The 26,480-nt window shown below is 43.3% G+C and carries 24 protein-coding genes; 13 read left to right on the top strand and 11 right to left on the bottom strand.

The window, feature by feature from the left end; all coding sequences use genetic code 11:
• Positions 1-261: 261 nt before the first annotated feature.
• The 5 genes from thiI to rlmM all read left to right on the top strand — a co-directional run bounded on the left by thiI (position 262) and on the right by rlmM (position 5,382).
• Positions 262-1,710, top strand: a complete 1,449-nt coding sequence (thiI, locus tag AB6E54_RS11250) for a tRNA uracil 4-sulfurtransferase ThiI (protein ID WP_029235325.1) — start codon at positions 262-264, stop codon at positions 1,708-1,710.
• A gap of 671 nt (positions 1,711-2,381) precedes the next feature.
• On the top strand, positions 2,382-3,290 hold the full coding sequence (locus tag AB6E54_RS11245; RefSeq protein ID WP_017063339.1) for a transcriptional regulator GcvA: 909 nt from the start codon (positions 2,382-2,384) through the stop codon (positions 3,288-3,290).
• Positions 3,283-3,906, top strand: coding sequence for an alpha/beta fold hydrolase (locus tag AB6E54_RS11240; RefSeq protein ID WP_102319949.1), 624 nt, complete (start codon positions 3,283-3,285; stop codon positions 3,904-3,906). Before AB6E54_RS11245 ends, AB6E54_RS11240 begins: the two co-directional genes overlap by 8 nt.
• Positions 3,896-4,294, top strand: coding sequence for a DUF423 domain-containing protein (locus tag AB6E54_RS11235; RefSeq protein WP_102319950.1), 399 nt, complete (start codon positions 3,896-3,898; stop codon positions 4,292-4,294). Before AB6E54_RS11240 ends, AB6E54_RS11235 begins: the two co-directional genes overlap by 11 nt.
• Positions 4,291-5,382, top strand: coding sequence for a 23S rRNA (cytidine(2498)-2'-O)-methyltransferase RlmM (gene rlmM, locus AB6E54_RS11230; protein ID WP_017070491.1), 1,092 nt, complete (start codon positions 4,291-4,293; stop codon positions 5,380-5,382). The genes AB6E54_RS11235 and rlmM overlap by 4 nt, the downstream gene beginning before the upstream one ends.
• A gap of 80 nt (positions 5,383-5,462) precedes the next feature.
• Here the strand turns inward: rlmM and xni are convergent, their stop codons facing one another.
• The 5 genes from xni to queF form a co-directional block, all read right to left on the bottom strand.
• A complete protein-coding gene (gene xni, locus AB6E54_RS11225; RefSeq protein ID WP_372106414.1) occupies positions 5,463-6,236 on the bottom strand; it encodes a flap endonuclease Xni in 774 nt (257 codons plus the stop codon).
• 145 nt (positions 6,237-6,381) lie between these two features.
• Entirely contained in the window at positions 6,382-7,746 is a 1,365-nt protein-coding gene (gene ppnN / locus AB6E54_RS11220; protein ID WP_010436397.1) for a nucleotide 5'-monophosphate nucleosidase PpnN, read from the bottom strand.
• Positions 7,747-8,058: 312 nt separating this feature from the next.
• Entirely contained in the window at positions 8,059-9,624 is a 1,566-nt protein-coding gene (locus tag AB6E54_RS11215) for a diguanylate cyclase domain-containing protein (protein ID WP_372106413.1), read from the bottom strand.
• A 118-nt stretch (positions 9,625-9,742) separates the two neighbouring features.
• The gene (locus AB6E54_RS11210; RefSeq protein WP_017063345.1) at positions 9,743-12,001 is read right to left on the bottom strand and encodes a lipopolysaccharide assembly protein LapB; all 2,259 of its coding nucleotides are present in this window, start codon (positions 11,999-12,001) and stop codon (positions 9,743-9,745) included.
• A 58-nt stretch (positions 12,002-12,059) separates the two neighbouring features.
• Positions 12,060-12,905, bottom strand: coding sequence for an NADPH-dependent 7-cyano-7-deazaguanine reductase QueF (gene queF, locus AB6E54_RS11205; RefSeq protein WP_017060768.1), 846 nt, complete (start codon positions 12,903-12,905; stop codon positions 12,060-12,062).
• A gap of 131 nt (positions 12,906-13,036) precedes the next feature.
• Here queF and syd point away from each other — a divergent pair, with 131 nt between their 5' ends.
• Together syd and AB6E54_RS11195 are read left to right on the top strand one after the other, a co-directional pair.
• Complete coding sequence (gene syd, locus AB6E54_RS11200; RefSeq protein WP_050633962.1) at positions 13,037-13,582, top strand: SecY-interacting protein; 546 nt, start codon at positions 13,037-13,039, stop codon at positions 13,580-13,582.
• Between the two features lie 4 nt (positions 13,583-13,586).
• Positions 13,587-14,363, top strand: a complete 777-nt coding sequence (locus tag AB6E54_RS11195; RefSeq protein WP_017060766.1) for a Zn-ribbon-containing protein — start codon at positions 13,587-13,589, stop codon at positions 14,361-14,363.
• 120 nt (positions 14,364-14,483) lie between these two features.
• On the opposite strand, the gene AB6E54_RS11190 is transcribed toward AB6E54_RS11195, so the two are convergent.
• The 3 genes from AB6E54_RS11190 to metN form a co-directional block, all read right to left on the bottom strand.
• Positions 14,484-15,293, bottom strand: coding sequence for a MetQ/NlpA family lipoprotein (locus AB6E54_RS11190; RefSeq protein ID WP_372106411.1), 810 nt, complete (start codon positions 15,291-15,293; stop codon positions 14,484-14,486).
• Between the two features lie 66 nt (positions 15,294-15,359).
• Positions 15,360-16,043, bottom strand: coding sequence for a methionine ABC transporter permease (locus AB6E54_RS11185; protein ID WP_017060764.1), 684 nt, complete (start codon positions 16,041-16,043; stop codon positions 15,360-15,362).
• Positions 16,033-17,067 carry a methionine ABC transporter ATP-binding protein MetN gene (metN, locus tag AB6E54_RS11180; RefSeq protein ID WP_017060763.1) on the bottom strand — a complete coding sequence of 345 codons (1,035 nt, stop codon included), beginning with the start codon at positions 17,065-17,067 and terminating at the stop codon, positions 16,033-16,035. The genes AB6E54_RS11185 and metN overlap by 11 nt, the downstream gene beginning before the upstream one ends.
• 207 nt (positions 17,068-17,274) lie before the next feature.
• Between metN and gmhB the strand changes: the two genes are divergently transcribed.
• From gmhB to treC, 5 genes are all read left to right on the top strand, one after another.
• Complete coding sequence (gene gmhB / locus AB6E54_RS11175) at positions 17,275-17,859, top strand: D-glycero-beta-D-manno-heptose 1,7-bisphosphate 7-phosphatase (protein WP_017060762.1); 585 nt, start codon at positions 17,275-17,277, stop codon at positions 17,857-17,859.
• A 112-nt stretch (positions 17,860-17,971) separates the two neighbouring features.
• Positions 17,972-18,313, top strand: coding sequence for an MliC family protein (locus AB6E54_RS11170; RefSeq protein WP_017060761.1), 342 nt, complete (start codon positions 17,972-17,974; stop codon positions 18,311-18,313).
• Positions 18,314-18,404: 91 nt separating this feature from the next.
• Complete coding sequence (gene treR, locus AB6E54_RS11165) at positions 18,405-19,349, top strand: trehalose operon repressor TreR (protein WP_017060760.1); 945 nt, start codon at positions 18,405-18,407, stop codon at positions 19,347-19,349.
• A 205-nt stretch (positions 19,350-19,554) separates the two neighbouring features.
• Positions 19,555-20,979: a PTS trehalose transporter subunit IIBC gene (treB, locus tag AB6E54_RS11160; protein ID WP_022570656.1), complete on the top strand. Its 1,425-nt coding sequence runs from the start codon at positions 19,555-19,557 to the stop codon at positions 20,977-20,979.
• 141 nt (positions 20,980-21,120) lie between these two features.
• On the top strand, positions 21,121-22,806 hold the full coding sequence (gene treC, locus AB6E54_RS11155) for an alpha,alpha-phosphotrehalase (RefSeq protein ID WP_372106410.1): 1,686 nt from the start codon (positions 21,121-21,123) through the stop codon (positions 22,804-22,806).
• Positions 22,807-22,907: 101 nt separating this feature from the next.
• Here the strand turns inward: treC and AB6E54_RS11150 are convergent, their stop codons facing one another.
• Positions 22,908-23,093, bottom strand: coding sequence for a hypothetical protein (locus tag AB6E54_RS11150; RefSeq protein ID WP_372057892.1), 186 nt, complete (start codon positions 23,091-23,093; stop codon positions 22,908-22,910).
• Entirely contained in the window at positions 23,078-23,989 is a 912-nt protein-coding gene (locus AB6E54_RS11145) for a hypothetical protein (RefSeq protein ID WP_372106409.1), read from the bottom strand. The genes AB6E54_RS11150 and AB6E54_RS11145 overlap by 16 nt, the downstream gene beginning before the upstream one ends.
• Before the next feature lie 322 nt (positions 23,990-24,311).
• On the opposite strand from AB6E54_RS11145, the gene AB6E54_RS11140 reads away from it, so the two are divergent.
• Entirely contained in the window at positions 24,312-24,851 is a 540-nt protein-coding gene (locus AB6E54_RS11140; RefSeq protein WP_372106407.1) for a prepilin-type N-terminal cleavage/methylation domain-containing protein, read from the top strand.
• 49 nt (positions 24,852-24,900) lie between these two features.
• On the opposite strand, the gene AB6E54_RS11135 is transcribed toward AB6E54_RS11140, so the two are convergent.
• Entirely contained in the window at positions 24,901-26,430 is a 1,530-nt protein-coding gene (locus AB6E54_RS11135) for a winged helix-turn-helix domain-containing protein (RefSeq protein ID WP_102507655.1), read from the bottom strand.
• Between the last annotated feature and the right edge of the window lie 50 nt (positions 26,431-26,480).

Genomic DNA, 26,480 nt, shown 5'->3' with positions numbered 1-26,480 from the left:
AGGTTGGGCTTTTTGTTTGCTGGTCTTCAATGGTTCTCTCTGCGGCATTTATGTCGTTTCGAAACCTGCTACTGTTAATAACAAGCGGTTTAATGATGGTGTTACAGCAAGCACTCTTTTCCTTGCTTCACTTTCTCATGTATAATTCGCGCCCTTAGATTTAGATATGATCTATTCTTGCTTCAAGTGCTGTGTAAATTCTCTAATTTACTTGGCGATGAGCGTTTTCAAAATTTTGAACATTAATGTTGTGAAAGTACTATGAAATTTATTGTTAAGCCCCATCCGGAAATTTTTGTAAAAAGTGAATCGGTGCGTAAGCGCTTCACAAGGATTCTAGAGTGCAACATTCGTAACGTTATTCAACGTCGCTGTGAAAGTGTTGCGGTATTCAACCGTCGCGATCATATTGAAGTGACGTCTGAGAGTGACCAGTACTACGCAGAAGTGTTAGAGGCTCTGACTCACACTCCAGGTATTCACCACTCTCTTGAAGTTCAACAGTCTGAATTCAAAGACTTGCACGATATTTACGAGCAAGTACTAGAACGCAGCCGTGCTGACATTGAAGGCAAGACTTTCTCTGTACGTGCTAAGCGTCGTGGTAAGCATGACTTTACCTCTATTGAACTTGAGCGCTACGTAGGCGGCGGTCTAAACCAAGCAGTTGAGTCAGCGAAAGTTCGACTTAAGAACCCTGATGTAACCGTTAAGGTTGAAGTGGCTAACGACAAGCTAAACCAAGTTCTAGCTCGTCACAAAGGCCTCGGTGGCTTCCCTCTTGGTACTCAAGAAGATCTACTGAGCTTGATCTCTGGCGGCTTTGATTCTGGTGTTTCAAGCTACCTGCACATCAAACGCGGCTCTAAGGTTCACTATTGTTTCTTCAACCTTGGTGGCCCAGCGCACGAGATTGGTGTTAAACAAGTGGCTCACTACCTATGGAATAAATACGGCTCATCTGCAAAGGTGAAGTTCATTTCTGTAGACTTTGAACCTGTGGTTGCTGAAATCCTTGAGAACGTAGAAGACGGCCAAATGGGCGTTGTTCTTAAGCGTATGTTCATGCGTGCTGGTGGTATGGTTGCAGACAAGTTCAAGATCGAAGCGTTGGTTACTGGTGAAGCACTAGGTCAGGTATCAAGCCAAACGCTAACTAACCTGCGTCACATCGACAACGTGACAGATACTTTGATTCTTCGTCCGCTTATCAACTGGGATAAAGAAGACATCATCGACCTTTCTCGTATCATCGGTACTGAAGACTTCGCTAAGGTAATGCCTGAGTACTGTGGTGTTATTTCTAAGAAGCCAACAGTGAAAGCGAAGAAAGGCAAACTGGAAGCAGAAGAAGCTAAGTTTAACTTTGAAGTGCTGGATCAAGTGATCGAGAACGCTCGTGTTATGGATATCCGTGACATCGAGAAAGAGAGCCAAGAGCAAGCGCCTGAAGTTGAACAAGTTCAAGCTGTTGCTGAGCACGCTATCGTTCTTGATATCCGTAGCCCAGAAGAAGAAGACGAAAGCCCATTAGAGATCGAGGGTGTTGAAATTAAACACATCCCATTCTTCAAGCTTTCGACTCAGTTTGGCGACCTAGACCAAGCGAAAGAGTACTTGCTGTACTGTGACCGTGGTGTAATGAGCCGTCTACAGGCACTTTACCTACAAGAGCAGGGCTTCCATAACGTTAAGGTTTACCGCCCATAGTGGTGTGTTGACCAAGCGTTAATCATTTTGCAAAGCCGTTTACTGAAAAGTAAGCGGCTTTTTTATTTTCTATTGTGAATGATTTACAGTAGTCAGACAGAGGCGTGAGTTTGGGCGTGCTATCGTCATGCTCAGCTTTGAAATTTTTGATTGATAGAAAGAGTGTGTTCTAAACGGGTTTATAAGTACCGAAGAAGTGTGAGTATCTTGAAGTATTCTGTTACTTTTTAGTGCAACTCAATGGTGCTATTTGTATGTGTTCAGTTGATTATTTGAGTGGGTGTCTGATTCTGTGATTGGCGATGAAAAATAATAAAGATTAATTAGCACAGCTATTGATAAACTTGTTGTTACATTTCTTTGCACATAAAAAAACACCGCCCATAAGGCGGTGTAAACAAATTTGACAGACAGGTCAAAATAAATACAGGAAGTACATGCCTCGTTTCAGTATAAACTGCAACAAAACATTTGGTAGAACTCTACCCAACTCGAAAAGAACGAGTTTGCAAACACAACATCGCAGGAGCTAAGCCAATTGATTCTAGAGAGAATCAAGCCGTTCAGGCTAGCTGCTGCGGGATGAAATATAGAATTTCTCTGGCTGCTAGGCAATGGACAAATTATAATGTTTCAGATAAAAAAAACTAATGCTTATTTAGAGAGTAACTATGTCTCGTCGATTACCCCCATTAAACTCGCTAAGAGTGTTTGAAGCTGCAGCTCGACACTTGAGTTTTACGCGTGCTGCAGAAGAGTTGTTTGTTACTCAAGCGGCAGTCAGTCATCAGATCAAAGCGCTTGAAGAATTCTTATCTTTGAAGCTGTTTCGCCGAAGAAACCGCTCTTTGCTGCTAACTGAAGAAGGTCAAAGCTACTTCTTAGATATCAAAGATATTTTCACATCACTAGCAGAAGCGACAGACAAAGTGCTGGAGCGAAGTGAGAAGGGCGCATTGACCATCAGTTTACCGCCGAGTTTTGCTATTCAATGGTTGGTACCAAGGCTCGCTGACTTTAATCAGCAAGAGCCTGATATTGATGTAAGAATCAAAGCCGTTGATATGGATGAAGGCTCGCTAACCGATGATGTAGACGTCGCTATCTATTATGGCCGAGGGAATTGGTCGGGGCTCAGAGCCGATAAACTTTACCAAGAATACTTAATTCCTCTTTGCTCACCTTCCGTGCTGCTAGGAGCTAAACCTTTAGAATCTCTCAGTGATTTGGCATGTCATACGCTACTGCATGATACATCTCGAAAGGATTGGAAACAGTTTGCTAAGCAAAATGGTATTGATGGGGTAAACGTTAATCATGGCCCTATCTTCAGTCACTCAACCATGGTATTGCAGGCGGCCGCTCACGGGCAAGGTATTGCTTTGGGTAATAATGTGTTGGCGCAACCTGAAATCGAAGCAGGTCGTTTGATTGCACCTTTTGATGAAGTGTTGGTGAGTAAGAACGCCTTCTATGTGGTTTGTCATGAGAAACAAGCCGACATGGGTCGTATTGCTACCTTCCGCGACTGGATGCTAGCGAAAGCGCAAAGTGAACAAGAGGACTTACTCGATGAATAACGTCATCATTGATGGTGAAGACAATCCCATCACCTTTATCTTTGCCCATGGTGCTGGCGCAGGCATGGAGCATGAGTTCATGCAGTCGGTAGCCAAAGGGTTAGCCTTTAAAGGGATACGAGTGATTCGTTTCAACTTCCCTTACATGATTAAACGTGCTGAAGATGGTAAGCGTCGTCCACCTGACAGAGCGCCTAAGCTACTTGAAGCCTATCAAGAGATTATTGAGCAGGTTGATGCCGATAAGCTTGTGATTGGTGGTAAGTCGATGGGAGGGCGTATGGCGAGCCATTTGTCTGAACTTGATAAGGTGGCCGCAATGGCGTGTTTAGGCTTTCCTTTCCACCCACCAGGTAAACCCGAGAAATACAAAGGTGAGCATCTGGCTGAGTTAGCAAAGCCATGCCTCATTTTACAAGGTGAGCGCGATACCTTTGGTAAGCGTGAAGAGTTTGCTGATTTTGATCTGTCTGATTCTATTCGTGTTGAATTTATTCCCGATGGCGACCACAGCTTTAAACCTCGTAAGAGTTCTGGTTACACCGAGCAGCAGAATATTGCGTTAACCGTTGAGAAGTTATCAGCGTTTATCAAAGAGGTACTCAATGAGAAGTAAGTATTTACTCACGTTTGCTGGCATCTCTGGTGCGGTTGCTGTGATGCTTGGCGCCTTTGCAGCTCACGGTTTGAAAGCTATCTTGTCTGAATATCTGCTAGGCGTGTTTGAGACGGGTGTTCAGTACCAATTTATCCATACTCTAGCGATATTGGCGTGTGGCGCTCTGCTGCAGATGAAACTTGGCGCTAAATCACAAAAATATTTTTTCATTGCGGCAATTTGCTTTATCATCGGCATCCTTTGTTTTAGTGGCAGCCTTTATGGCTTGGCACTGACAGGAATAAAATGGTTTGGCCCTATCACTCCGTTTGGTGGTCTACTATTTATCATTGGTTGGGGAGTCTTCTCCTTCGCTGCTTTGAATATAAAAGAGGTAACTCAGTGAAACACGTACTACTTTATTGTCGCTCTGGTTTTGAAAAAGAATGTGCTGGCGAAATTCAAGACAAGGCAACACAACTGGAAGTGTTTGGTTTTCCTCGCCTAAAGAACAATACAGGTTTTGTATTGTTTGAATGTTACCAAGCAGGTGAAGCGGACAAGTTGATCAAAGAGATCGATTTCCAATCACTGATCTTTGCTCGTCAAATGTTGGCAGTGGCTGTTGAAATTAAAGACCTGCCAACCGATGACCGTATTTCTCCAATTCTTGAGGCGCTTTCTGAGAAAGAAGGTTTCCCTCGTTGTGGTGATATCCGTATTGAAACGCCAGATACTAACGAAGCAAAAGAGCTTTTGAAGTTCTGCCGTAAATTTACCGTGCCGATGCGTCAAGCGATGCGTGGTAAAGGCCTGATGACAGCGAAAGATAACGCTAAGAAGCCTGTGCTTCATTTATGCTTCATCGCTCCGGGCCACTGTTTTGTTGGTTACTCTTACCCAACGAACAACTCCCAGTTCTTTATGGGTATCCCTCGTCTGAAGTTCCCATCAGATGCGCCAAGCCGTTCTACATTGAAGCTAGAAGAAGCATTCCACGTATTCATCCCTCGTGATGAGTGGGACGAGCGTTTAGCTCCAGGTATGTGGGGTGTTGATTTAGGTGCATGTCCAGGTGGTTGGACTTACCAATTGGTTAAGCGCTCGATGTTCGTTCACTGTGTTGATAACGGCATGATGGCAGACAGCCTAATGGAAACAGGTCAAATTAAGCACCACATGGTGGATGGCTTTAAGTTTGAACCAGACCGTAAGAACGTAACTTGGATTATCTGTGACATGGTTGAGAAGCCAGCTCGTGTTGCTCACCTTATGGGTGAGTGGATCATCAAAGGCTGGGCGAAAGAAGCACTGTTCAACCTTAAACTGCCTATGAAAGGCCGTTACGATGAAGTACTGCAAGATATCGAGAACCTAAAAGTGTTCCTGATTGAGAACAAAGTGAAGTTCAAGATGCAGGCTAAGCACCTTTACCACGATCGCGAAGAGATCACGGTCCACATTCAGGCGCTTTCAAACATCTCACCGCACTAATATTTACGTTAGTGTGTCAGTGATAAAAAATGCTCCTTTAAGGGGCATTTTTTGTATCAATATTATCGAGTCACAGCGACTTAAGCGTTTGCTTCGTAACGAATATCTTGCAGGTTGAACCCTAAATCAATATCGGTTTTGAGTGCCGATACTTGCTTACATACACGAGCGGATTCGATGTGTTCGTCGAACTTCTTACGATATTTTTTCGGCAGATCTTCTGCTTGATAGGCCGCTTCGATATCTGGGTAAGTGGTCAATATCTCTTTGGCTGCTTTTGGCCCGATACCTGGGATGCCCGGTACTTGGCTTGAGCTTACGCCCGTTAATCCCCAGTAATCTGCCAGTTGTTCAGGTTTAACGCCAAACTCAGCTTCGATAAAGGGTTTATCTAACCAGCGGTGCTGGAAGTAATCGCGGATCTGTAGTGTAGGTGATAACAGTTGGCAGTAACCTTTATCGGTAGAGATTATCGTAACTTTTTCACCATGGTCAGCCACTTTTTTTGCGAGTGTTGCTACTAAGTCATCAGCTTCATCGCCATCAGATAACAGCGAATCAATACCTAATTCCCACCAAGCTTGTTGGATAGTATCGAGGCCTTTCAGTAATGGCTCAGGCATCGGTTTACGATTCTGCTTATAAGCAGGAAGCACATCTGCGCGCCAGCCACGGTCTTGTAAATGGTGATCAAATACCGCGATGATGTGGGTGGGCTTTGATTCATTCAGAATCTTATTGAGAGTGCGAATTGTGGTGGTAATGGTTCTTGCTATATCGGTTGGATCCGGCTGAACTGAGTGAACGCGTCGGATTAGGTTCAAGGCATCGATAATAACAAGATGGATAGACATAAGTTTCCACTAAATAGGCAATAAATAAGGGACTGCTAGCCCCTTATAGTAACGTATCACTTGGTGAGTTGAAACGCTGGTGACGTAAACGTCATGACTTGTTTAGCTTTATGCTTACGGCTTTGTTATCAGTCAGATATTATCATCAGCTGCTTGGCGCAATTTTATAACAAGGAACGTAGTCGGTACCACCCGGCAGTTTCATTCGATCTTGTTCAACAAAATCATTTAGCAGTTGATCCATCTTAGTCATCAACTCTTTGTCGCCATCAATGAGGAATGGCCCATGCTTCTCAATCTCCAGAATACCTTCGGCTTTGACGTTACCTGCCACAATACCTGAGAACGCTTTACGTAAATTCGCAGCAAGGCTCTCTGTTTTCTGATCCATGTGCAGATCGAGTGCCGCCATAGATTCGTGAGTAGGGTCGAAGGGGAGTTGGAACTCAGGCTCAATATGCAGTGACCAGTTGTAGCTGTAAGCATCGCCTGTTTCTTTACGGTGAGAGCGTACATCTGGCATTGCTTGCTTCATAATTTTCGCAGCACGTGCTGGATCATCAATGACAATTTCATAGTGCTTTTGCGCTTCTTCACCCAATGTTTCACCAATGAACTTATCAATTGAACGGAAGTAAGCCTCGCTCTCTTTAGAGCCAGTTAGAACGATAGGCATCGGTTGGTCTGCGTTGTTTGGGTGCATCATGATACCTAGGATGTACAGCAGTTCTTCGGCGGTTCCTGGGCCTCCAGGGAAGATTATGATGCCATGTGCCATACGAACAAACGCTTCAAGACGTTTCTCGATATCGGGCATGATCACCAGTTCGTTCACTATCGGGTTTGGCGGCTCAGCCGCAATGATTGATGGTTCAGTTAACCCTAAATAACGATGTTCAGTATAGCGCTGCTTAGCGTGACCAATAGCCGCACCTTTCATTGGCCCTTCCATCGCACCTGGTCCACAACCCGTACAGATGTTGAGTTCACGTAGGCCAAGTTCATTACCGACTTCGCGAGTATATTGGTATTCAGTGGCATTAATTGAGTGACCACCCCAGCACACGATCAGGTTCGGCTCAATGCCGGGTGTGAGTGCTCCTGCGTTTCTCAAAATACCAAACACAAGATTGGTGATGTGAGTTGCGTTGGTGAGGTTAAGCCTTTGGTTATCGGCCAAGTGCATGTTGACGTAGACAATGTCACGCAGCACTGAGAATAGATGTTCTTGAATACCCTTGATGATTTCACCGTCGACAAAGGCATGCTCTGGTGGGTTGCTTAGTTCGAGCTTGATACCACGCTCACGACGCACCACTTCAACATCAAATGACTGATACTTGTCGAGCAATTCTTTGGAGTTGTCGGTATGGCTACCCGAGTTCAGTACCGCTAACGTACAGTTACGATACAGTTGGTACAGATCACTAGATGCGGTTTTTTTAAGACGCTCAACTTCAAGTTGAGAGAGTAAATCCATGCTACCGGCAGGGCTGATATGAGTGATCATAGTGCCTCCTTGTTGAGAAGAGCAGAGGCGACTTTTGAAGTGACCCTCTGGCTCGAGAGTGAGAAGCAAACGTTGAAAGTGTTTGGTTAAAGGTGAGAAGAGTTAACCAGACGAAACGGTTACGACAGCGTTGCTTTATGGATTGTATAGAATTGCTTAAGGGCTAATATCGAGTTGCTTAAGATCTTATAAACAGCATGACTTGTCAAGAATGCTTGTTAAGCGAATGCTAATCATAAGCTTAGCAAACATTGAGGGAATTGGTATGTGATAAGTATTTGAAAAAAAGAAATAAATTAAATCAGGCCTAGTTTAATTCCAAACCAATTGGTTAGTACCACGTTGTTTGGCTTTGTTTAGCGTTTTATTGAGTCGCTCTAGTACTTCTTCAGGTGTATCTGACTCTTTGAATTGAGTACTTGCTGCACACAAAGTAATCGTGATTTGTTGATCACGGAACTTAAAGGGTAAACGGCTGACTTGAGTCTGGATGTTTTGAATTACCTGGTGGCAATATTCATCCGTTTGCTCTGGTAATAACAAGATAAATTCCTCACCAGAAAAACGAGCCACACTATCGGTAGCGCCGGTCTCTTTGGTGATGGTTCTTGCGATAATTTTGAGTGCTTTGTCACCCGCTGTATAACCAAAACTATCATTGATGGCTTTGAAATTGTCGATGTCGAGCAGTACAACACGCAGTGAGTGTTGCGCGCGAATCCAACGGCGGTATTCAAGTTCTAAGCGATCGGTAAAGGCGGTACGATTGTAGACCTTGGTGAGCGGGTCAAGCAACATACGCTGAGCCTGATCTTCTAAACGCTTTCGATAGTCTTGAGTCACTTCATAGAGTGAATCTAACTGAGTCTTTCCATAACTCATTCTCTCTATCAGAGCTTGTTCTTTCTGTTCTGCGTGATTCAATCTTTCTGAAAGAGAGGCGATTTCAGTGAGTAACGGATTAATCGTTCGCTTTAAACTATCAATTTCCTTCGCTTTCTCTACTGAGCTTTGGCTTCTAGTGACTAGTTCATTTAACTCAGAGTTTAGACCTTGTCGGTGCTCAAAGTAGCTCTGGCTCTGGTCGGCATTTTGGTCTGCCGTTTTGATGCTGGACGCTAAAGAAGAATTAAGCTGATCGATGAATTGTTCAGACTTCTTACGTTCTAGGTTGGTGCCTTCAATAACCAGTTTGAGGATCTGAAGTGTTAGCTCAAGTAGGTTTTGTGTGGAAACACCAAGCAGCAGCTTCGCTCGAATATCGGTAAGCAGATCACCCGATTCACCCTCGAAGTCGAGTTCAGTGATCAGATGTTGTAGTTCGTTTGATAGGTCGGAAAGGAGCTCTTGTTCCGGAGAGTGCGCAGCGTCAGCAAAATGGGTGCGTGAGTTATTCGCCATAATCTTTATGGCACGCTCATAAATACCGAGAAGTTTCATGGCGTGGTCGACTTTCTGACTGCCATTGCATTCGGAGAAGCTAAGTAAGTTTCTTAGGTCGCGTTTGAGCTGTGCTGGAAGGCCAGTTATGCGCTGCAGCGTTTCCCCACTGTGCTTAATGCTATCGTCCAGATATCCGTTCTGTTTATCCATAGCCAACGTTTTCTGCTTAAGCATCCTTTCTAATACTGCCAGCTTTGGGATCATCGAGCTAATGTCTTTTTGCTTTTCTAGCTCTTCCCGAAGGGCAATGAGGTTTTCATCTAAATGGCTGTTACTGCCAACACATGCGTCACTTAAAGATGTGACGATACGCTTTAGAACTTTTTGTTCTCTAATAAATTTGAACGAGGTGTCTCTTTGCGTCAAACGGACCTGCTCCAACTGAAGTTTCAGCTGGTGGAGTTGCGCCTGAATGTCTTTTTCAAGAATGCCCATAGATGTATTAATTAGCGCCGCGTAGACCGAGCTCGATCATTTTGATGAAATTCCGTTGCATCGATAATAACAAAACTAAAAATAAGGTCACGGCTTGCCGCTCTTAACCGCTCGCAAATCAGTCATCTTTTAGCATTTTTTTGATGTTGTCCTCATTCTGGTATGACGATTGTATCTTTATTAACCCTTGATTAATCGCATGTTTACACGCTTCTCGTATGTTACCAGTTGCAAGGCTTGCCGCTGGTGCGTTATCGATAGCTTTGAGGTATACCCATTGGCTAGTGCGTTCTTTCAAGCTGATTTCACGCGCTAGGTTGGTCGACATCAACAATACATCTAATAGCTCTTGGTCATTAATAGCGGTGTAAGCTCGTGGTAAAAACGGGTAGTCAGCGATGCCCATTCGAATCGTTCGGTTGATATTACGTTCTGGCTCGAAGTCATTTACCCACGATTGAATCTTTAGGAACATCGCTTCTGGTGATGAATCACGATCTGAATTTGGCTCTATATAAAGCAAGTTCGCATCTGAGAAATGATAGACGCGAGCTGGGCCTTCCAGTTTTGATTTTAAGAAATCACCGAAAGCATCTTCGAGCTCTAAGCCCGCTTTATAACCATTTTGCGTATACATGTTGCGCAGGAAAGGTAAGTCAATCATAACGAAGCGTAAGCGGTCGTTTAATGGTTCATAAATCAACTCCCCAAGCTGCCATTGCTCGAAGGTTTGGCTGGTTTGCTCTAACGAATTTGAGAGCTTAGCATTGAGCATTCTTAGGTTCGGAAGCTTTGAACGTGAGTGCGTAAAAAGATCAGTACGCAGCGAATCCACTTCTTTAGCTAAGGTTTGGATGAGGTAGCCTCTGCGTAGTACAAAGAAGAATAGGACGATGCTGAACAGAAATAGGGCGAAGGATATCTTTTGGAATTTACGATGCTCTAACTTATACCTTTCTAATTCTTGCGCTTGACCAGCGTAGTGCAAAGTTTGTTCAGCAAACTCTTTCTGCTGACGGAATGCATCCTCACCTACACGATTTAGTTTTTGCTGCTCTAAAGAAACTAAACTATTGTACTGCTTGAGATTCGCTAATGCTTGTTGAGGACGACCTGCTTGTTCATAGCCTAAGGACAGTAAGTAATACGAACGCTGTGACAGGTGCATATTTTCTATCTGACGTGAAATTTCAAGTGCACGTGTCGCATGCTTGATTACGTCATCGCTCTCTTGTAGATGATAAGCTAACCCTGCCGACAGCAGCGCAGCGCGGCCTTCCAGTTTTGGAATATCTGTGTACTCCAACAGCTCAAGAGCGCGTGTTAGGTATTGTTCTGCAAGAGGGTAGTTATAAAGGCGTAAGTAGGTAGCTGATAAACTCAGACGAATATCAATGACTTGTTGGATATCTCGGTCGGTGCTTTCATGGTCCAAAACGTTGAAGAAATGCACTAACGCAAGGTTATATTTTCCTTGAAAGAAGTATACATCACCCATTTTTTTAAGCACTTGTGCCAAAACAGGTGAGTTTTCAAAGCTATCATAGAAATCAGCAGCTTGAGATAAGTGCTCGAGAGCTTTATCTAACACTTGGCGTTCAAAGAAAAGCTGAGCAAGCAGGCGGTTTACTTTTGCTAAGCGTGAGCTCAGATTACCTTCTACGGATTTCCAGTAGCCATACAACAACTCAGATAGTGCGTGGTTGTACTCTTTATGGGTTAGATAAAATTCACCGACCGCGATGTGGTAGTCGATAGTCACTTTTTCTGAGTAACGCTGATCGAGGTAGGTTTTCGCTTCTTGGTAGAACTTCTCGGCTTCATCGACCTTATTGTCATAAGAGGCAATATCAGCTTTCAGCATGATCAAACGATAGGTAATACCTTCTGTTAAACGCAAGGTTTTATTCACCGATTCTAGGTTTGCTTCGATACTCGCCAGCTCTGTTTTTGCTTTGGCTGATTTCCTGTCACTCAGCCAAAGTAAGCGTACTTTTAGGATCTCAAGATCCAGTTTTAGGTACTCAAGCTTATAGGTTTTCGCAAGCTCAAATGCTTTGTCGATATGTTGAATCGCAATATGAATATTACCAAGGTTGTATTCTGCTTTCGCTAATATCTTGTAGGCATCAATACTGCTGTTTGGGGTTCTGATCGAAGAGTCTGTCTCTTCGCGAGAAATAGCCGATGGGCTTTTCTCGCTTTGGTCTGAAAGGATACGTAGCGTTAGGTAGCTGTTGGCCATTTGTTTTGCTTGGCTCGGCTCGATCTCAACCAAATTATTGGCTTCATTGAGTAGCGCCGACGAATAAACCGACGCATTGACCGATGTGCTTAAGCTTAAAATAAATAGACTAACAACGTATAACCAACGCATTTCAATGTCCCTTTAAAGATTTGGTAGGTTCAAATAAGTGTGGGTGGTTCTCGCCTGATTATTGGCGAGCCATACGCTTATTGTGGCTTGGTCTATCTTGCTCTGTTGAACGGTATGGGTTGATATCCAGACCACCACGACGTGTGTAACGTGCGAACACAGTTAGCTTCGAAGGTGCACAGTATTTCATGATGTCAGTGAAGATACGCTCAACACATTGTTCGTGGAATTCATTGTGCTCACGGAAAGAAACTAAATAGCGTAGCAGAGCTTCACGGTCAATTTGCTTACCAGAATATGCGATCTCAACGCTGCCCCAATCCGGTTGATTGGTGATCAAACAGTTCGACTTCAATAGGTGGCTGTGCAGTGTTTCTTCAACGTCTTGTTCGCCAGCAGCGCCTTCAAGCAGCGACGCTTCAAAGTCGTAGCTAGTGATTTGGATGTCTTGGTTGTCGATACAGTCACCTTCCATCGTCACGATAGGTTGGTTAGTGTAGTCGGTTACTGAGTTTACATTCACAATCACCGTTTCGCCTGCACATGCCGACAAATCTTGGGTCAGGCGCTCGGTTACTTGATCCCAGTTTTCAAATTGAGTCTGGTTGTAGCTGTTCAGGTACAGCTTGAAAGATTTTGATTCAATTAAATTTGGGCTGGTTGCTGGGATGAAAACTTCACCGACAGCCACTTGTGGTAGACCATTGGTGTTTAGCCACGAAAGCTCGTACATCGTCCAAATATCATGACCAACAAAAGGCAGCTCGCCGTTTAGCGCAAGATCATCGCGATTAAGGCTACGAGGCACTGGTTGCAATAAACTTGCATCGTATTGGTTAGAGTACTCAGTTTTTTGGCCAAGGGTTAAACCCGCTAGCTCTTTTGCGTCAGAATATTTGCTCATACTTTCGTTTCAAATTCGATTAGAATGGGGTCGATTTTACTGAATCCCCCTTACCCTGTCATTAAGTCATCGCTTAATCGGCGCGGAAAGGGCTCGGATTCTATTTATTATTTTGTGTTTAGGAGATTTTCATGACTCAACGTGCTCAAGACGCACTACTTTCTTTTAGTCAGCGATACGTTGACGCGTGGCAGCAGAAACACCAAAGCTTACCTCGTAATGAGGAGTTGGTGGACATCGTATCGCCATGCGTAGAAGAAAAGAGTGGCGATGCCGTGTTGTGGAAGCACTATCCACGTGAGCAATTCGCGGATTTCACCAACGTTGAAACCGGTATTGAGTTGACTCTGCATGAAGACATCAAAACTTTCTACGGCGCACAATTCAGCGCAGATATGAACGCAACTTTCGATGGTAACGAATTGACTCTGTTACAGATTTGGAGTGATGAAGACTTCGAATGCCTACAAGAAAACATTTTGGGTCACCTAGTAACTCAGCGTCGCTTGAAGCTAAAACCAACGGTTTTCATTGCCGCGACCGATGCTGAGCTGGATGTTATCTCTATCTGTAACCTAACGGGTAACGTGATTTTGGAGCGCTTAGGTACCAAAAATCGTGATGTGCTCGCCGAGACATTGGCAGAATTTTTAGAAAAGCTACAACCAGCGGTATAAATAGATGTACGTACTAGAACTTCAATTTGAGTGTTTTGATAACACAACGGTAAGCGCTGTCGACAAGGCGGTTAATGGCTTAATGGATGCACTTCGTTATAACGGACAAGTGTTAGGTCGTGAGTTCCCAATCGTGATGGGCGATGGGGAATTCTATGTTCGCGTTGTGTGCCCGGAGCAAGATAGCTTGCACCCGCGGAATCACTCAGACTTTGTGAAAGTGTGTTTTGATCGCTTGTCTAACGCGAGCCTACTAGCGCCTAAAATGCGTTTGCTCGGTCGAGATCTGAACTCAGAAGAAGTGGCAGAAGATGAAACACCAAGCTGGCAGGTGTTATACACGACATTCGTGCACACCTGTTCACCGCTGCGTAGTGGCGATAGCTTGCTACCAATCCCTTTATATCGCAATCCACCTACCTTCAATGGCGACCATAAAGCCGTGTTGAAATGGCAGACCGAATGGCAAGCCTGTGATGAAGTACAAATGGGTGGTGGTTGTCGCGCGGAACATGCAACGCTAACCGAGATCAGTGACACGAAGAGTGTGCTGTTTAAACGCGGTTGGGGTCTAAGAGGGCGCATTGAGTATCTGACTAAGGTTCCAACCTACTACTACTTATACCGTGTCGGTGGGATCAGCCTGAAAGATGAAAAAGAGCGCAAATGCCCGCAATGTGGTGGTGAATGGCTGCTAGATGCGCCTATCCACGATATTTTCTATTTCAAGTGTGATGACTGCCGATTGGTGTCAAACATCTCTTGGGATCACCTGAAGTAATCGACTTTGTTTCGCTTAAATCTGAGATGCTTTACTTTCTAGCAAATCTTTATCATTAAAAAAGGGGCTGACGTTATGTCAGCCCCTTCAGGTATCTATACAGTGCTGTCGTTTAGTTGATTACCAACCTTTAACTACGCCACCTTGGAAGATATCAGAAGCTGCGTTGTACACTTCTTCAGTTTGGTAAGCTTTTACGAAGTTTTGTACGTTTTCAGCGTTTAGATTTTCTTCACGAGAAACGATTAAGTTTACGTATGGAGAATCTTTGTCTTCAACGAATACGCCATCTTTTTGTGGAGTCAGGTTGATAGAGCTCGCGTAAGTTGTGTTGATGATAGATAGAGCAACATCATCAAGAGAACGTGGCAGTTGAGCTGCGTCTAGTTCAACAATCGTTAGGTTCTTAGGGTTACCCACGATGTCGCGAACTGTAGCTAGAAGACCTGCGCCTTCACGAAGTTCAAGAAGACCTTGTTGCTCAAGAAGAAGTAGAGAGCGACCTAGGTTTGTAGGGTCGTTTGGTACAGCAATACGAGCACCGTCTTGGATTTCGTCTACCGATTTCACTTCTTTAGAGTAACCCGCAATTGGGTAAACAAACGTGTTACCAGCGATAGTTAGCTTGTAGCCACGGTCAGCCACTTGCTGATCTAGGTACGGTGCGTGTTGGAACGCGTTGATGTCGATAGAACCATCATCTAGAGCTGCGTTTGGTGTTACGTAATCCGTGAAAGTAACCAGTTCAACGTCTAGGCCGTATTTCTCTTTCGCTACTTTAGCTGCCACTTCAGCAACTTGCGCTTCTGCACCTGCCATTACGCCAACTTTTACTTTAGAAGTATCCACTTCTTTATCACCACAACCTGCTAGAACTAGCGCTGAAGCTGCTGCTGCGATAGTTAGTAAACCTTTAAGGTTAAATTTCATAATAATCTCCTTTTAATAAATCTATTTAATTAGGTTCAGACGACTCTAATCTTTATGTGTGAGTCTTTATCTGTGGTCAACGCGGCGAACTAATGAATCACCGATTGATTGAATAATTTGTACCAGCACAATCAACATCACTACTGTCACAGCCATGATGGTCACATCGTAGCGGTGGAATCCGTAACGAATCGCGACATCACCTAGGCCACCACCGCCTACAGTACCGGCCATTGCTGAGTAGCTCACCAGAGTCACTAGCGTAATCGTTACTGAGTTGATGATAGTCGGTAGTGCTTCTGGAAGCAGAACCTTATTGATGATTTGTGTTGGTGTTGCGCCCATTGATTGGGCCGCTTCCACTAGACCTGTTGGTACTTCAAGTAGTGCACTTTCGATAAGTCGAGCCACGAATGGGATAGCGCCAATCGTCAGTGGAACAATCGCTGCTGTTGTACCGATGAAGGTACCAATCAGCATCTTAGTCAGTGGAATAATCGCAACCATCAAAACTAAGAAAGGTACTGAACGACCCACGTTCACAATCGCACCTAGAATCTTGTTTACTTTGGTGTTCTCTAACAGGCCACCTTTTTTAGTCGTATGCAGAATCACGCCTAGTGGAATACCGACCGCGAAGCCAACAATGCCTGCAACAGCAACCATGTAAAGCGTTTCGCCTGTTGCGCCTAATAGAAGGTTACCGTTAAGGCTGATCCAGTCAGCAATCTCGTTGAAACTAAAGGACATAACCAAGCACCTCTACTTTTACATTGTTGTCGCGTAGGAATTGGATAGCAGCATTATCATCTGCTTCATTACCGAACAGTTCAGCGACCATCATGCCGAACTTCACGCCACCGGCGTAATCAAGGTCAGAACTTAAGATGCTGACATCGATATTGAATTTACGTGCGATTTGCGTCATTAGCGGAGCATCAACCGTTGCACCAGTAAACTCAAGACGCACCAGCGGGTAGCTGCTGTTTACGCGAGTCTCTTGCAAACGTGCTTGGTAATCTTCAGGGATCGTCAGATCCAACGTTGAGCGAATAAACTGATGCGCTAGCTCTGTCTTCGGATGAGCAAAGATGTCACCGACTGTACCTTTCTCTACCAATTCACCGCCGCCAATGATCGCAACCTCGTGACAAATGCTTTTAACCACATCCATCTCGTGTGTAATAAGCAGGATAGTGATGTTCAGCTTGCGGTTGATTTCACGCAGCAGCTCAAGGATAGATTGAGTTGTTGCTGGATCCAATGCGCTGGTGGCTTCATCACATAGCAGTACTTTCGGGTCAGAGGCCAGTGCGCGAGCAATCGCCACACGCTGCTTTTGACCACCACTTAGGTTTGCCGGGTAGGTGTCACGCTTATCAGCAAGGCCAACCAGTTCAAGTAACTCGCTGACTTTCGCTTCAATAATCGCTTTATCTTTACCAGCAAGTTCTAGAGGCAGTGCTACATTGTTAAATACAGTACGAGAAGACAGCAGGTTGAAGTGCTGGAATATCATGCCGATGTTACGGCGCGCTTCGCTAAGCTCTGATTTGCTGAGTTTTGTTAGGTCGATACCATCAACAATCACTTCACCCGAAGTCGGGGCTTCCAACATATTTACACAGCGGATTAGGGTACTTTTGCCTGCACCTGAAGAGCCGATGACTCCAAAGATTTGACCTTGAGGAATGTGGAGGTTGATATCAATTAAGGCATTGATTTCTTTAGTGCCTTGATAAAAAACCTTATTGACTTGATTCACTTTAATCATAGAGAAACCCGTGCAGGTAGAACAGAATAATATGTCGATAGCTCGCTCGATTTACAGACGATGCTATGGTGTTCTATGATCTAAGTCAATAGATATTTTTACGTCTAGACGGCTAAACGTCGATTGTATGGCTAAGCTAGAAACAAATCGTTAACGAACGCAAAACTAAATAGATAGTGATGAAGCAAATAAAGCGTGTAATAATTAATGATTAATAGAGAGTTGATAGAGAACAAAATTTTGTCTAAACCTGCTGTTTTTTTAGATCGTGATGGAGTGATTAACGTTGATCACGGCTACGTACATGATGAGCATGACTTTGAATACATCGATGGTGTGTTTGAAGCGGCGAAAGCGTTTAAAGATATGGGTTATTTATTGGTGCTAGTGACCAACCAATCTGGTATTGCTCGCGGCATGTTTAGTGAAGACCGTTTTCTTTCTTTAACGCAGTGGATGGATTGGAACTTTGTTGATAATGGTGTCGAGCTCGATGGCATTTATTACTGTCCTCACCACGCTGAGCACGGTATTGGTGACTACAAGCAAGATTGTGAATGTCGTAAGCCAAAGCCAGGCATGTTCATTTCTGCTCGTGACTTTCTGAAGATTGATATGGCTAACTCGGTCATGATCGGCGATAAAGCGGAAGACATGATGGCTGCAGAAGCAGCAGGTGTTGGTACTAAAGTCTTGGTAAGAACGGGTAAACCCATCACTGAAAAAGGTGAAGCGTTGGCTAGCGTGGTACTTGATAGCATTAAAGACGTACCCGCTTTCTTAAAAGGCTAAACGTTTTATTTATCACTAAGGTATGGACCTATCATTAGGCACTTACATTAGGTTTGTTCGAACCTGTGAATAGGCTAAGTGTCGTTGACTATATAAAGATGAGGAACGAAGTATGAAAGCTATGTTGGTAGCATCTCTATGTACAGTAGCATTGGTTGGGTGCTCTAAATCAGCAGCCCCTGAGACTGATAGCGCAACATCGAATGATCAATTCGCGACTTATCAATGTGAGTCTGACGTCTCGTTTGATGTGTCTTACCTTGATAATGAAAAAGCGGTACTACGCTTGCCTGATAATGAATACCGCCTGACTCAAGTTCCAGCGGGCTCAGGAACCAAATACATCTTAGATGATGGCACTTCAGAGATGATTAACAGCATCACTTTGCGCACGAAAGGTGACAATGCGCGTCTAGAACTTGGTCGCGTAGTCTATCGAAATTGCCAAAAGTAAGTCATAGTAAGAACTGCTAGTATTTACAAACAGTTAAGTGAGGGAATCTACCCTCACTTTTTCTTCTCTTCCCTTTAACGTTAGACTTTTTATGAGCAAAAAACTCACTATTCTTGATATTGCAAAGCTGTCCGGTGTTGGTAAGTCAACCGTATCACGCGTTCTGACCAATGATCCAAAAGTGAAACCTGAAACCCGTGAAAGGGTAGAAAGAGTAATTCAAGAATCTGGGTACACGCCTTCAAAGTCTGCGCAATCGATGCGCGGTGGCAGCCAAAAAGTCATCGGCGTGATTATCTCTCGTTTGGACTCTCCCTCTGAAAACAAAGCCGTTAGCACGATGCTGGCCGAGTTGTATCGAGCGGATTACGATGTCGTGATCATGGAAAGCCAACTTGATAGAGATAAAGCCAATGAGCACCTGCAAGTTCTAAAGCGTCGTAACGTTGATGGCATTATTGTATTTGGTTTTACTGACTGCGATATTCCGGCAATCGAAGCTTGGGAACACAAAGCGGTGGTGATTGCTCTGGATACCGAGAACGTGACGTCGATTAACTATGATAACCAACAGGTGATCAATAGTGCGTTGGTGCATTTATCGGATCAAGGGATCTCTGACGTTGGCTTTATCGGGGTTGATCCTAGTGATAAATCAACCGGTGAACTGCGTCTTAAGGCTTATCTCGATTGGTGTGAAAACACAGGTTCAGTGGCAAACTATCGTACTGGTCAACTTCATCACGAAAGTGCTTATCAGCTGGTGGATGAGGTGTTAACTCCCGCGACTCAAGCGATCGTTTGTGCCAGTGATACGCTGGCTCTTGGTGTAATCAAGCGTCTGCAAGAACTACAACGTGAAGATGTGGTCGTCACTGGCGTTGGTGGTAATGATCTTCTCTCTTTCTTATTCCCACGAGTATTTAGCATTGATCCTGGTTACCAATCTGCAGGTAAGTTGGCTGCTAATCTATTGATCTCTCAGCTTTTAGGCAATTCAGAGATCTCTCATCATACGCAATCTCCTATTCTATAATCCACTCAATTAAGCGAAATTGAACGGCTTAGATTAAAATTAGAGTGTGATCTCTTTCAATTAATGGGATTGTTCCCATTTTAATTTATCATTCATACGGGCATTATAATAACCGTAATTGGGAATGTTCCCATAGATCTAAGTCTGAGTGATTATAGCTTGCATGGTTTAGATGAGTAATTGAATGAAACCAGGGTGGGGTAGTATGAGTAAGATAGCGAAGCAAGACGTTGCGCGTCTTATCGAGTTAGTCGGTGGTAAAGAAAACATTGCGAGTGTCAGCCACTGTCTGACTCGACTGCGTTTTGTATTGAACGATACAGAGCAGGCCAACAAAGCTGAACTCGAAAAACTGAAGCTAGTAAAAGGCTGTTTTACTAATGCAGGCCAATTCCAAGTTGTGATTGGCACTGAAGTTGATGAAGTGTACGCACTTTTGATTGAGCAAACTGGTAAAGATGCATCATCAAAAGATGAGGCGAAGTTGGCTGCTCGTCAAAATATGAACTTCCTTGAGCGTGGTATATCCCATTTAGCCGAAATTTTTGTACCACTGCTGCCTGCCATCATTACTGGCGGTTTGATTCTTGGTTTCCGTAATGTGATTGGCGACATTCGCATGTTCGACGGCAAAACCCTAGTTGAAATCAGTCAATTCTGGGCAACGGTTCACTCTTTCTTATGGTTGATCGGCGAAGCTATTTTCTTCTTCCTTCCGGTTGGTGTGTGTTGGGCAACGGTTAAGAAGCTCGGCGGAACCCCTATTTTAGGCATCACGCTCGGTGTGACCTTGGTTTCCCCGCAATTGATGAACGCTTACATGATAGGTAAATCGGTACCTGAAGTGTGGGACTTTGGCTTGTTCGTGATAGAGAAAGTTGGTTATCAGGCTCAGGTGATCCCTGCGATGTTAGCGGGTGTGGCTCTGGCCTTCATCGAGACCAACCTTAAGCGTATTGTTCCTTCTTACCTGTACCTTGTTGTCGTGCCGTTCGTATCGATTATTTTGTCTGTGATTCTAGCGCACGCTTTCATTGGCCCATTTGGCCGTATGTTAGGCGATGGCGTGGCATTCGCGGCTAAAGCGGCAATGACAGGTGACTTTGCGATTCTTGGTTCAGTAGTCTTTGGCTTCCTATACGCACCTTTGGTGATTACAGGTATTCACCACACAACCAATGCCGTCGACCTACAACTGATGCAAGACTTAGGCGGCACACCAATCTGGCCTTTGATTGCGCTATCAAATATTGCACAAGCTTCAGCGGTTGTTGGCATCATCATCTTAAGCAAACGCGAAGGCGAACGAGATATCTCGGTTCCAGCTGCAATCTCTGCTTACTTAGGTGTAACAGAGCCAGCGATGTACGGCATCAACCTTAAATACAAATTCCCAATGCTGAGCGCAATGATCGGCAGTGCCGCTGCGGCTGCTATCTGTGGTAGTGCAGGAGTGATGGCGAATGGTATCGGTGTTGGTGGCTTGCCAGGCATCTTATCGATTCAACCGCAATATTGGTCTGTTTACTTAATTGCGATGCTGGTGGCGATTGTACTACCCGTCACGTTAACACTGTTCTTCTATAAACGAGCACAGATGAAAGGCGAGCTAGAAACCGCCAACGCGTAATGCATTTAATAAGCGATGACTCCAAGGTGAGCCATCGCTTTTTCTCTTAGTTATAGCTTTTTCTTTTAGTTATAACGGCTATTCGACCATGATTCACATGGTGATTTTTATTTTATATTTTCTGGTAAGTGAGTGTTAGAGATGGCGATGACTGAGCATGATGAAAGTTGGTGGAAAACCGCAACCATCTATCAAATCTACCCAAAGAGCTTTTGTGACAGTGGCAGTAAAGGTACTGGCGATATCAAAGGGATCATTTCAAAACTGGATTATCTTAAACACTTGAGTGTGGATGCCATTTGGTTAACCCCAGTTTATGCATCCCCAATGATCGATAACGGCTACGATATTTCAGATTACTACGCGATTAACCCACAATTCGGCACCATGGAAGATTTCGACCTATTGCTGGCTGAAGCGCACCAACGTGGTATTCGTATCGTGATGGATATCGTGGTAAACCATACTTCAACAGAGCATGCATGGTTTCAATCTGCTTTGGGCGACAAAAACAGCTCTTACCGCGATTACTATATTTGGAAAGATCCCGTAGATGGTCAAGCACCAACTAACTGGCAGTCTAAGTTCGGTGGTAATGCGTGGGAACTAGATGAGGCGACTGGGCAATACTTCCTACACTTATTCGCCAAAGAACAGGCTGACCTCAACTGGGAGAACCCGGTTGTACGTGAAGAAGTGAAAGACGTTATCAGCTTTTGGGCAGAAAAGGGCGTTGATGGTTTCCGCTTGGATGTGATCAACCTGATTTCGAAGCAGCAAGACTTTCCTAATGATGATATCGGTGATGGCCGTCGTTTCTATACCGATGGTCCACGTGTACACGAATACCTGAAAGAGATCAGCGAAGCCGTATTTCAGAAGTACGGCAGCGTGACCGTAGGCGAGATGTCTTCAACCACGTTGGAACACTGCCAGCAATACTCAAACGTTGATAACAGTGAGCTATCGATGGTGTTTAACTTCCACCACCTTAAGGTCGATTACACCAATGGTGAGAAGTGGACCAATGCGCCGTTTGATTTCTTACAGCTCAAATCGATCTTTAACCACTGGCAAACGGGATTGAATGGCAAAGGGTGGGGCGCACTATTCTGGTGTAACCACGATCAACCGCGAGTGGTGAGTCGCTTAGGTGATGATCAGCAATATCGTGTTGAATCGGCCAAGATGTTGGCTGCGTCTGTACATATGATGCAAGGTACGCCGTATATCTATCAAGGTGAAGAGATTGGCATGACCAACCCTGGCTATACCGATATCAGCCAGTATCGTGATGTAGAGAGCACCAATATGTATGACATCATGGTGAACCGTGATGGTGTAGCGCATCAAGATATGATGGCGATTCTGGCGCAGAAATCACGTGATAATTCTCGTACTCCAATGCAATGGAATAGCGAAGCGCATGCAGGCTTCTCACAAGCTCAGCCGTGGCTAGATGTTGCGAATAACTACACTGAGATCAACGCTGAGCAAGCGCTAGAAGATAAAGACTCTGTTTTTTACTTCTACAAGAGCTTGATTGAGTTACGTAAAGAAGTGCCAGTGATTACTCATGGTAGCTACAAAGATTTATTGCCTGAGCACCCATCGGTATTTGCGTATTCTCGTGAGACGGATAGTCAGACTTTGTTGTGTATTAACAACTACTATGGTGAAGAGGCGGAATGCGTTTTACCGGAACGTTTTGATATGAGTAAGGCGAAGAGTTTGTTGTCTAACTATCAAGAAGCGAACACTTCAGCAGCATCACATCATCAAGTCTTACGTCCTTACGAGACTCGTATTCTCTTGATTGAAGGTTAACCTTGTTTCATTTTAAGAAGCCTGATTCTTACTCCCCTTAAAGGATTAGGCTTTTACAAAGGCTTTGGAGTGCTCCCCAAAGCCTTTTTTTCGATGCCCTGTTAGTGCTTAGTGAGCATTTCGATCTCTTCGTGTGAAAGAGGAACAAGGGTTGGCACTGACTGTGGTGTGACAGCGACATTCAGTTCATCGAGAAGCATTGTCAGTTTGTCCATCGGCCATTGTTGAAGCTGAGCTTTAATCTCTTCGTAGGCGTCATCCCTTTCTTCTCTCACTGCTTTGTCCATTTCAAGTCCCGCAAAGTTAACGTTGTTTGCTCAAGACCACTGATTTCACTGTGTCGCACATAGCCAAATACGGGATGATAAATCGTCGTGATATTTTCATTGATGAGTGTACTACTCGACGGTTGCTCATCATTGTTGCATTCTAGAGTCAGTATTGATTGGTATTCGAGTAAGCCTACTTCTATTTGTTGATTATTAATTTTCTCAAATATTTTACCGTTTTCTATTCTTTTCTGTTCTCTTTTCCAATTCAAAGAACAGCGACTGATCACCATTTTAGGATCAACATCATACTGTTCGACTAATCGGTATGCATCTTCATCGCTGATGTCGAGTCCGTTAATATTATGTTCCCAAAATGAAGAACTTATTTGTTGATCTTTATATGTATTAGCCGATGTAGGAAATTCCATGCTATCAAAAATATGGATTAAAGAAGGCGCTTTATTAAAGAAGTCAATCAGACTTAAAGAAGCCTCTTCATTAATTCGATATAGCTGACCATCTTTTTCATACAAAAAATCTGTATCTTCATTACTTCCTATCGAGTTCTTAATTATTCTCACATAAAAGCTATCTACACCAATATTGGAAAGGTTATTAATGATTGCTGTCAATTGATCTGTCTCCTTTTGAGGGAGAGTGTCTAAAACGTCGATGAGTTCAATCGCATTTTTAGGAATGTATTTAATGTAAAAAACCTCTGAAGAGCCCCCATCAAGACGATTTATTTTCTCTTCATAGTTTAGCCACTGTTCATTTTTTGGAGAAAATTGGGATTTATTAAAGTCCAGATCTGAGCCGATTTGTTTTTCTGGTATAGAGGGTGATGAGCTATTACAGCCTGATAGAAATAGCGATGATAAAATAGATAATAAAGTTAATTTGTTCTTCATGATTTTAATCCGGTAAAAATGCTGAGGTGTTTATGTTGTCAACAAGTTTGAAGATTAGCGTTTGATAAGCCAAATAATGAGAGATAACAAAGATTAACGAATCTTATTTTTATGTTTAATCTTCTGTTTTTAAAGGTTTTTTTTTGTTATTTTATTTCATTTTATTGGTATTCTAGCGTAGCAGTCTTATTCATTAATAGATTAACTTAAGTGACCTAAGTGTTTTGTTCGTATTTGTTTTACTTTGTTGTTTTATTTATTTAATCCAATTCGTTAACTTCTCGTCTACCAAAATGGTAATAAATAAAAGAAGGATAACTAAATGCGTAATAATAGTGGCTATAGCTTAATTGAATTGGTGATCGTTATTGTGGTGATCGGTATTTTATCGGTGGCAGCGATACCTAAATTTATGAATATTCAAAATGAAGCGAGAGAAGCTCGACTCTATAGTATAAGAGGTGCTTTAGAATCGGGTATCAATATGGCTCATGGAATGATGATGTTAGAAGGGAAAGAACACTATCGTTATGTTTCAAATAAAATTGAGGGTCAAACTTCAGATGGTTATGGTGTAATTCCGTTACAGAACTTGCCATTTAAAGGGTGTGAGATCGATGGAAGAAAAAGTTGTGCATTTATTTATGGTTACCCTGATGCCGACGAAAATAATCTATCCATTGTCCTAAAAGGCATTCTCGGTTCGTCTTCATTGTGGAAGGTACACCGAACGGAAAATGAAAGAGGTACTGCTTATATTACGCCACTGAATCAAAATGAATTTAAACAGTGTTCAGTTCGATATCAGGTCCCTCTTTCTCAAGAAGAAGATTATCAGATCGATGTTTTGCCTTGTGCTTAATTGATTGACATAAGATTGAATAAAACCATGATCAAATAAGTTCATGGTTTTATTTTTGTTTCTGCATCTTGATCATGGTTTGGCAATAGGCTTCAATCATATTGCGCCAATCATAAGTCATCGTTTTATTCGAAAATTTGCTCTTCAACTGATTCCAAGGTGATAAGCAAGTTTCTACTGATTCTGGTTGAGCAAGTCGTTTAAATAGCGCTTTTGATGGGACTGTATGGGATAGTGAAACGATGGATTGTAGGTAGTTTTTCATAAAGAGATCTTCTCGGCCGCTTTTATAAGAAATATCGGAAACGAGAAGGTAAATTAAGGCATTATCAATCCTTGAACCACCTACTGGAGTGCGTAGAAAATCAAAAGCGTTTTCTAGGTTTCCTGCTTTCAGGTTAATTAGGCCTAACCATATGCCTAGTTCGTCAGGAAGCGGAGTGAAACGCGTATACAGTTGGCTAATAGCCTTTTCCAACGTCTCTTTATTGGTTTCAAACAATGTGTTGTGTCGAGCAAAATAGAGGGCTTTAAATTCATCATTTGGAATGAATGAACCTTCGTCAATATCACGGTCATACTGCTTAAATACAGACAAATTATCTAGTTGCCAATCGTATTCAATCGGAATGGGAAGTGCAAAAAAACGAGCGATGTCTTGCTGTAGAGGCAAAAGGGAAAGGCTCAAGCTGTTGAGATTGATAACGTAGGTTTTTTTGAACACTTCCTTATCAGATGTAGAAAAGAGCAGCTTAGCTTCGGCATGAACAGTGGAAGGTGTTTCGAGATCTTTTAAGCGAATGTTGAGTTTGTACTCACTTGATATGCTCTCTTTTGCTCCGGGCCAATAGGGACTGTCATCGATTGTCGTCACGAAGTAACTCGGAATGTCTTGATTGACCAAATCGGTATATGGATATTCAATTTGTTGCTCAAGAATCAAAGCTTTAATGATTTTCCTATGCTGTTTTGATTGAGGGCCCGTAGCATCAATACGATGCAGAAGAAGCTCTCTCATTTGGATGGTTTGTTGTTTGCGATATTGCTCGATTAGATTGCTTGTTTTTGTAACATAAAGATAAGACGAAACAAAAAATGCCATAGAAAGGAACACGATCAAGTAATGTAAGGGCTTTATGTTGGTCAGTTTGGCACTCAACGCAAGACGTATTGTGGGCGGTGTTTCTCGGGAGGGAGCATGGTCATCTTCCTCAAGAGTGATTAGCTTTACTTGGCTGTCGCAAAGGTAATAGCCTTTACGGGGGTAAGTCACCAGTATTTTTGTTGCATCTTCATGGATTAAATATTTTTGAAGGAGCGCACGGAAGGTCGATATTCTGTTAGTCAGTACATTTTTAGAAATGTAGTCGCTATGCCAGATCTCTTGAATGATCGCGTTAGAAGAAAGCGGTTCACCGACATGAGTAAGCAAAAACTCGAGCAGTTCAATGGTTCTTGGTTCTAAATCGATTATCTCATCGTTATACTGTAAGTGCTTTTTCTGCGGATTATAGATCATTCCCCCGATTTTAATTAGGCCGCCAACCTCTTTTGCTTCTTCAAGAATATTTCGCATCATGTAGGAACATCATTATTAATTATTTGCCTGTATTATATAGCATTTTTCTT

This window comes from Vibrio sp. 10N.247.311.49, from assembly GCF_041467655.1.
Classification (GTDB): domain Bacteria; phylum Pseudomonadota; class Gammaproteobacteria; order Enterobacterales; family Vibrionaceae; genus Vibrio; species Vibrio crassostreae_C.
The sequence above is the reverse complement of the archived record's forward strand: the minus strand, read 5'-3'. Positions and strand labels throughout refer to the sequence as shown.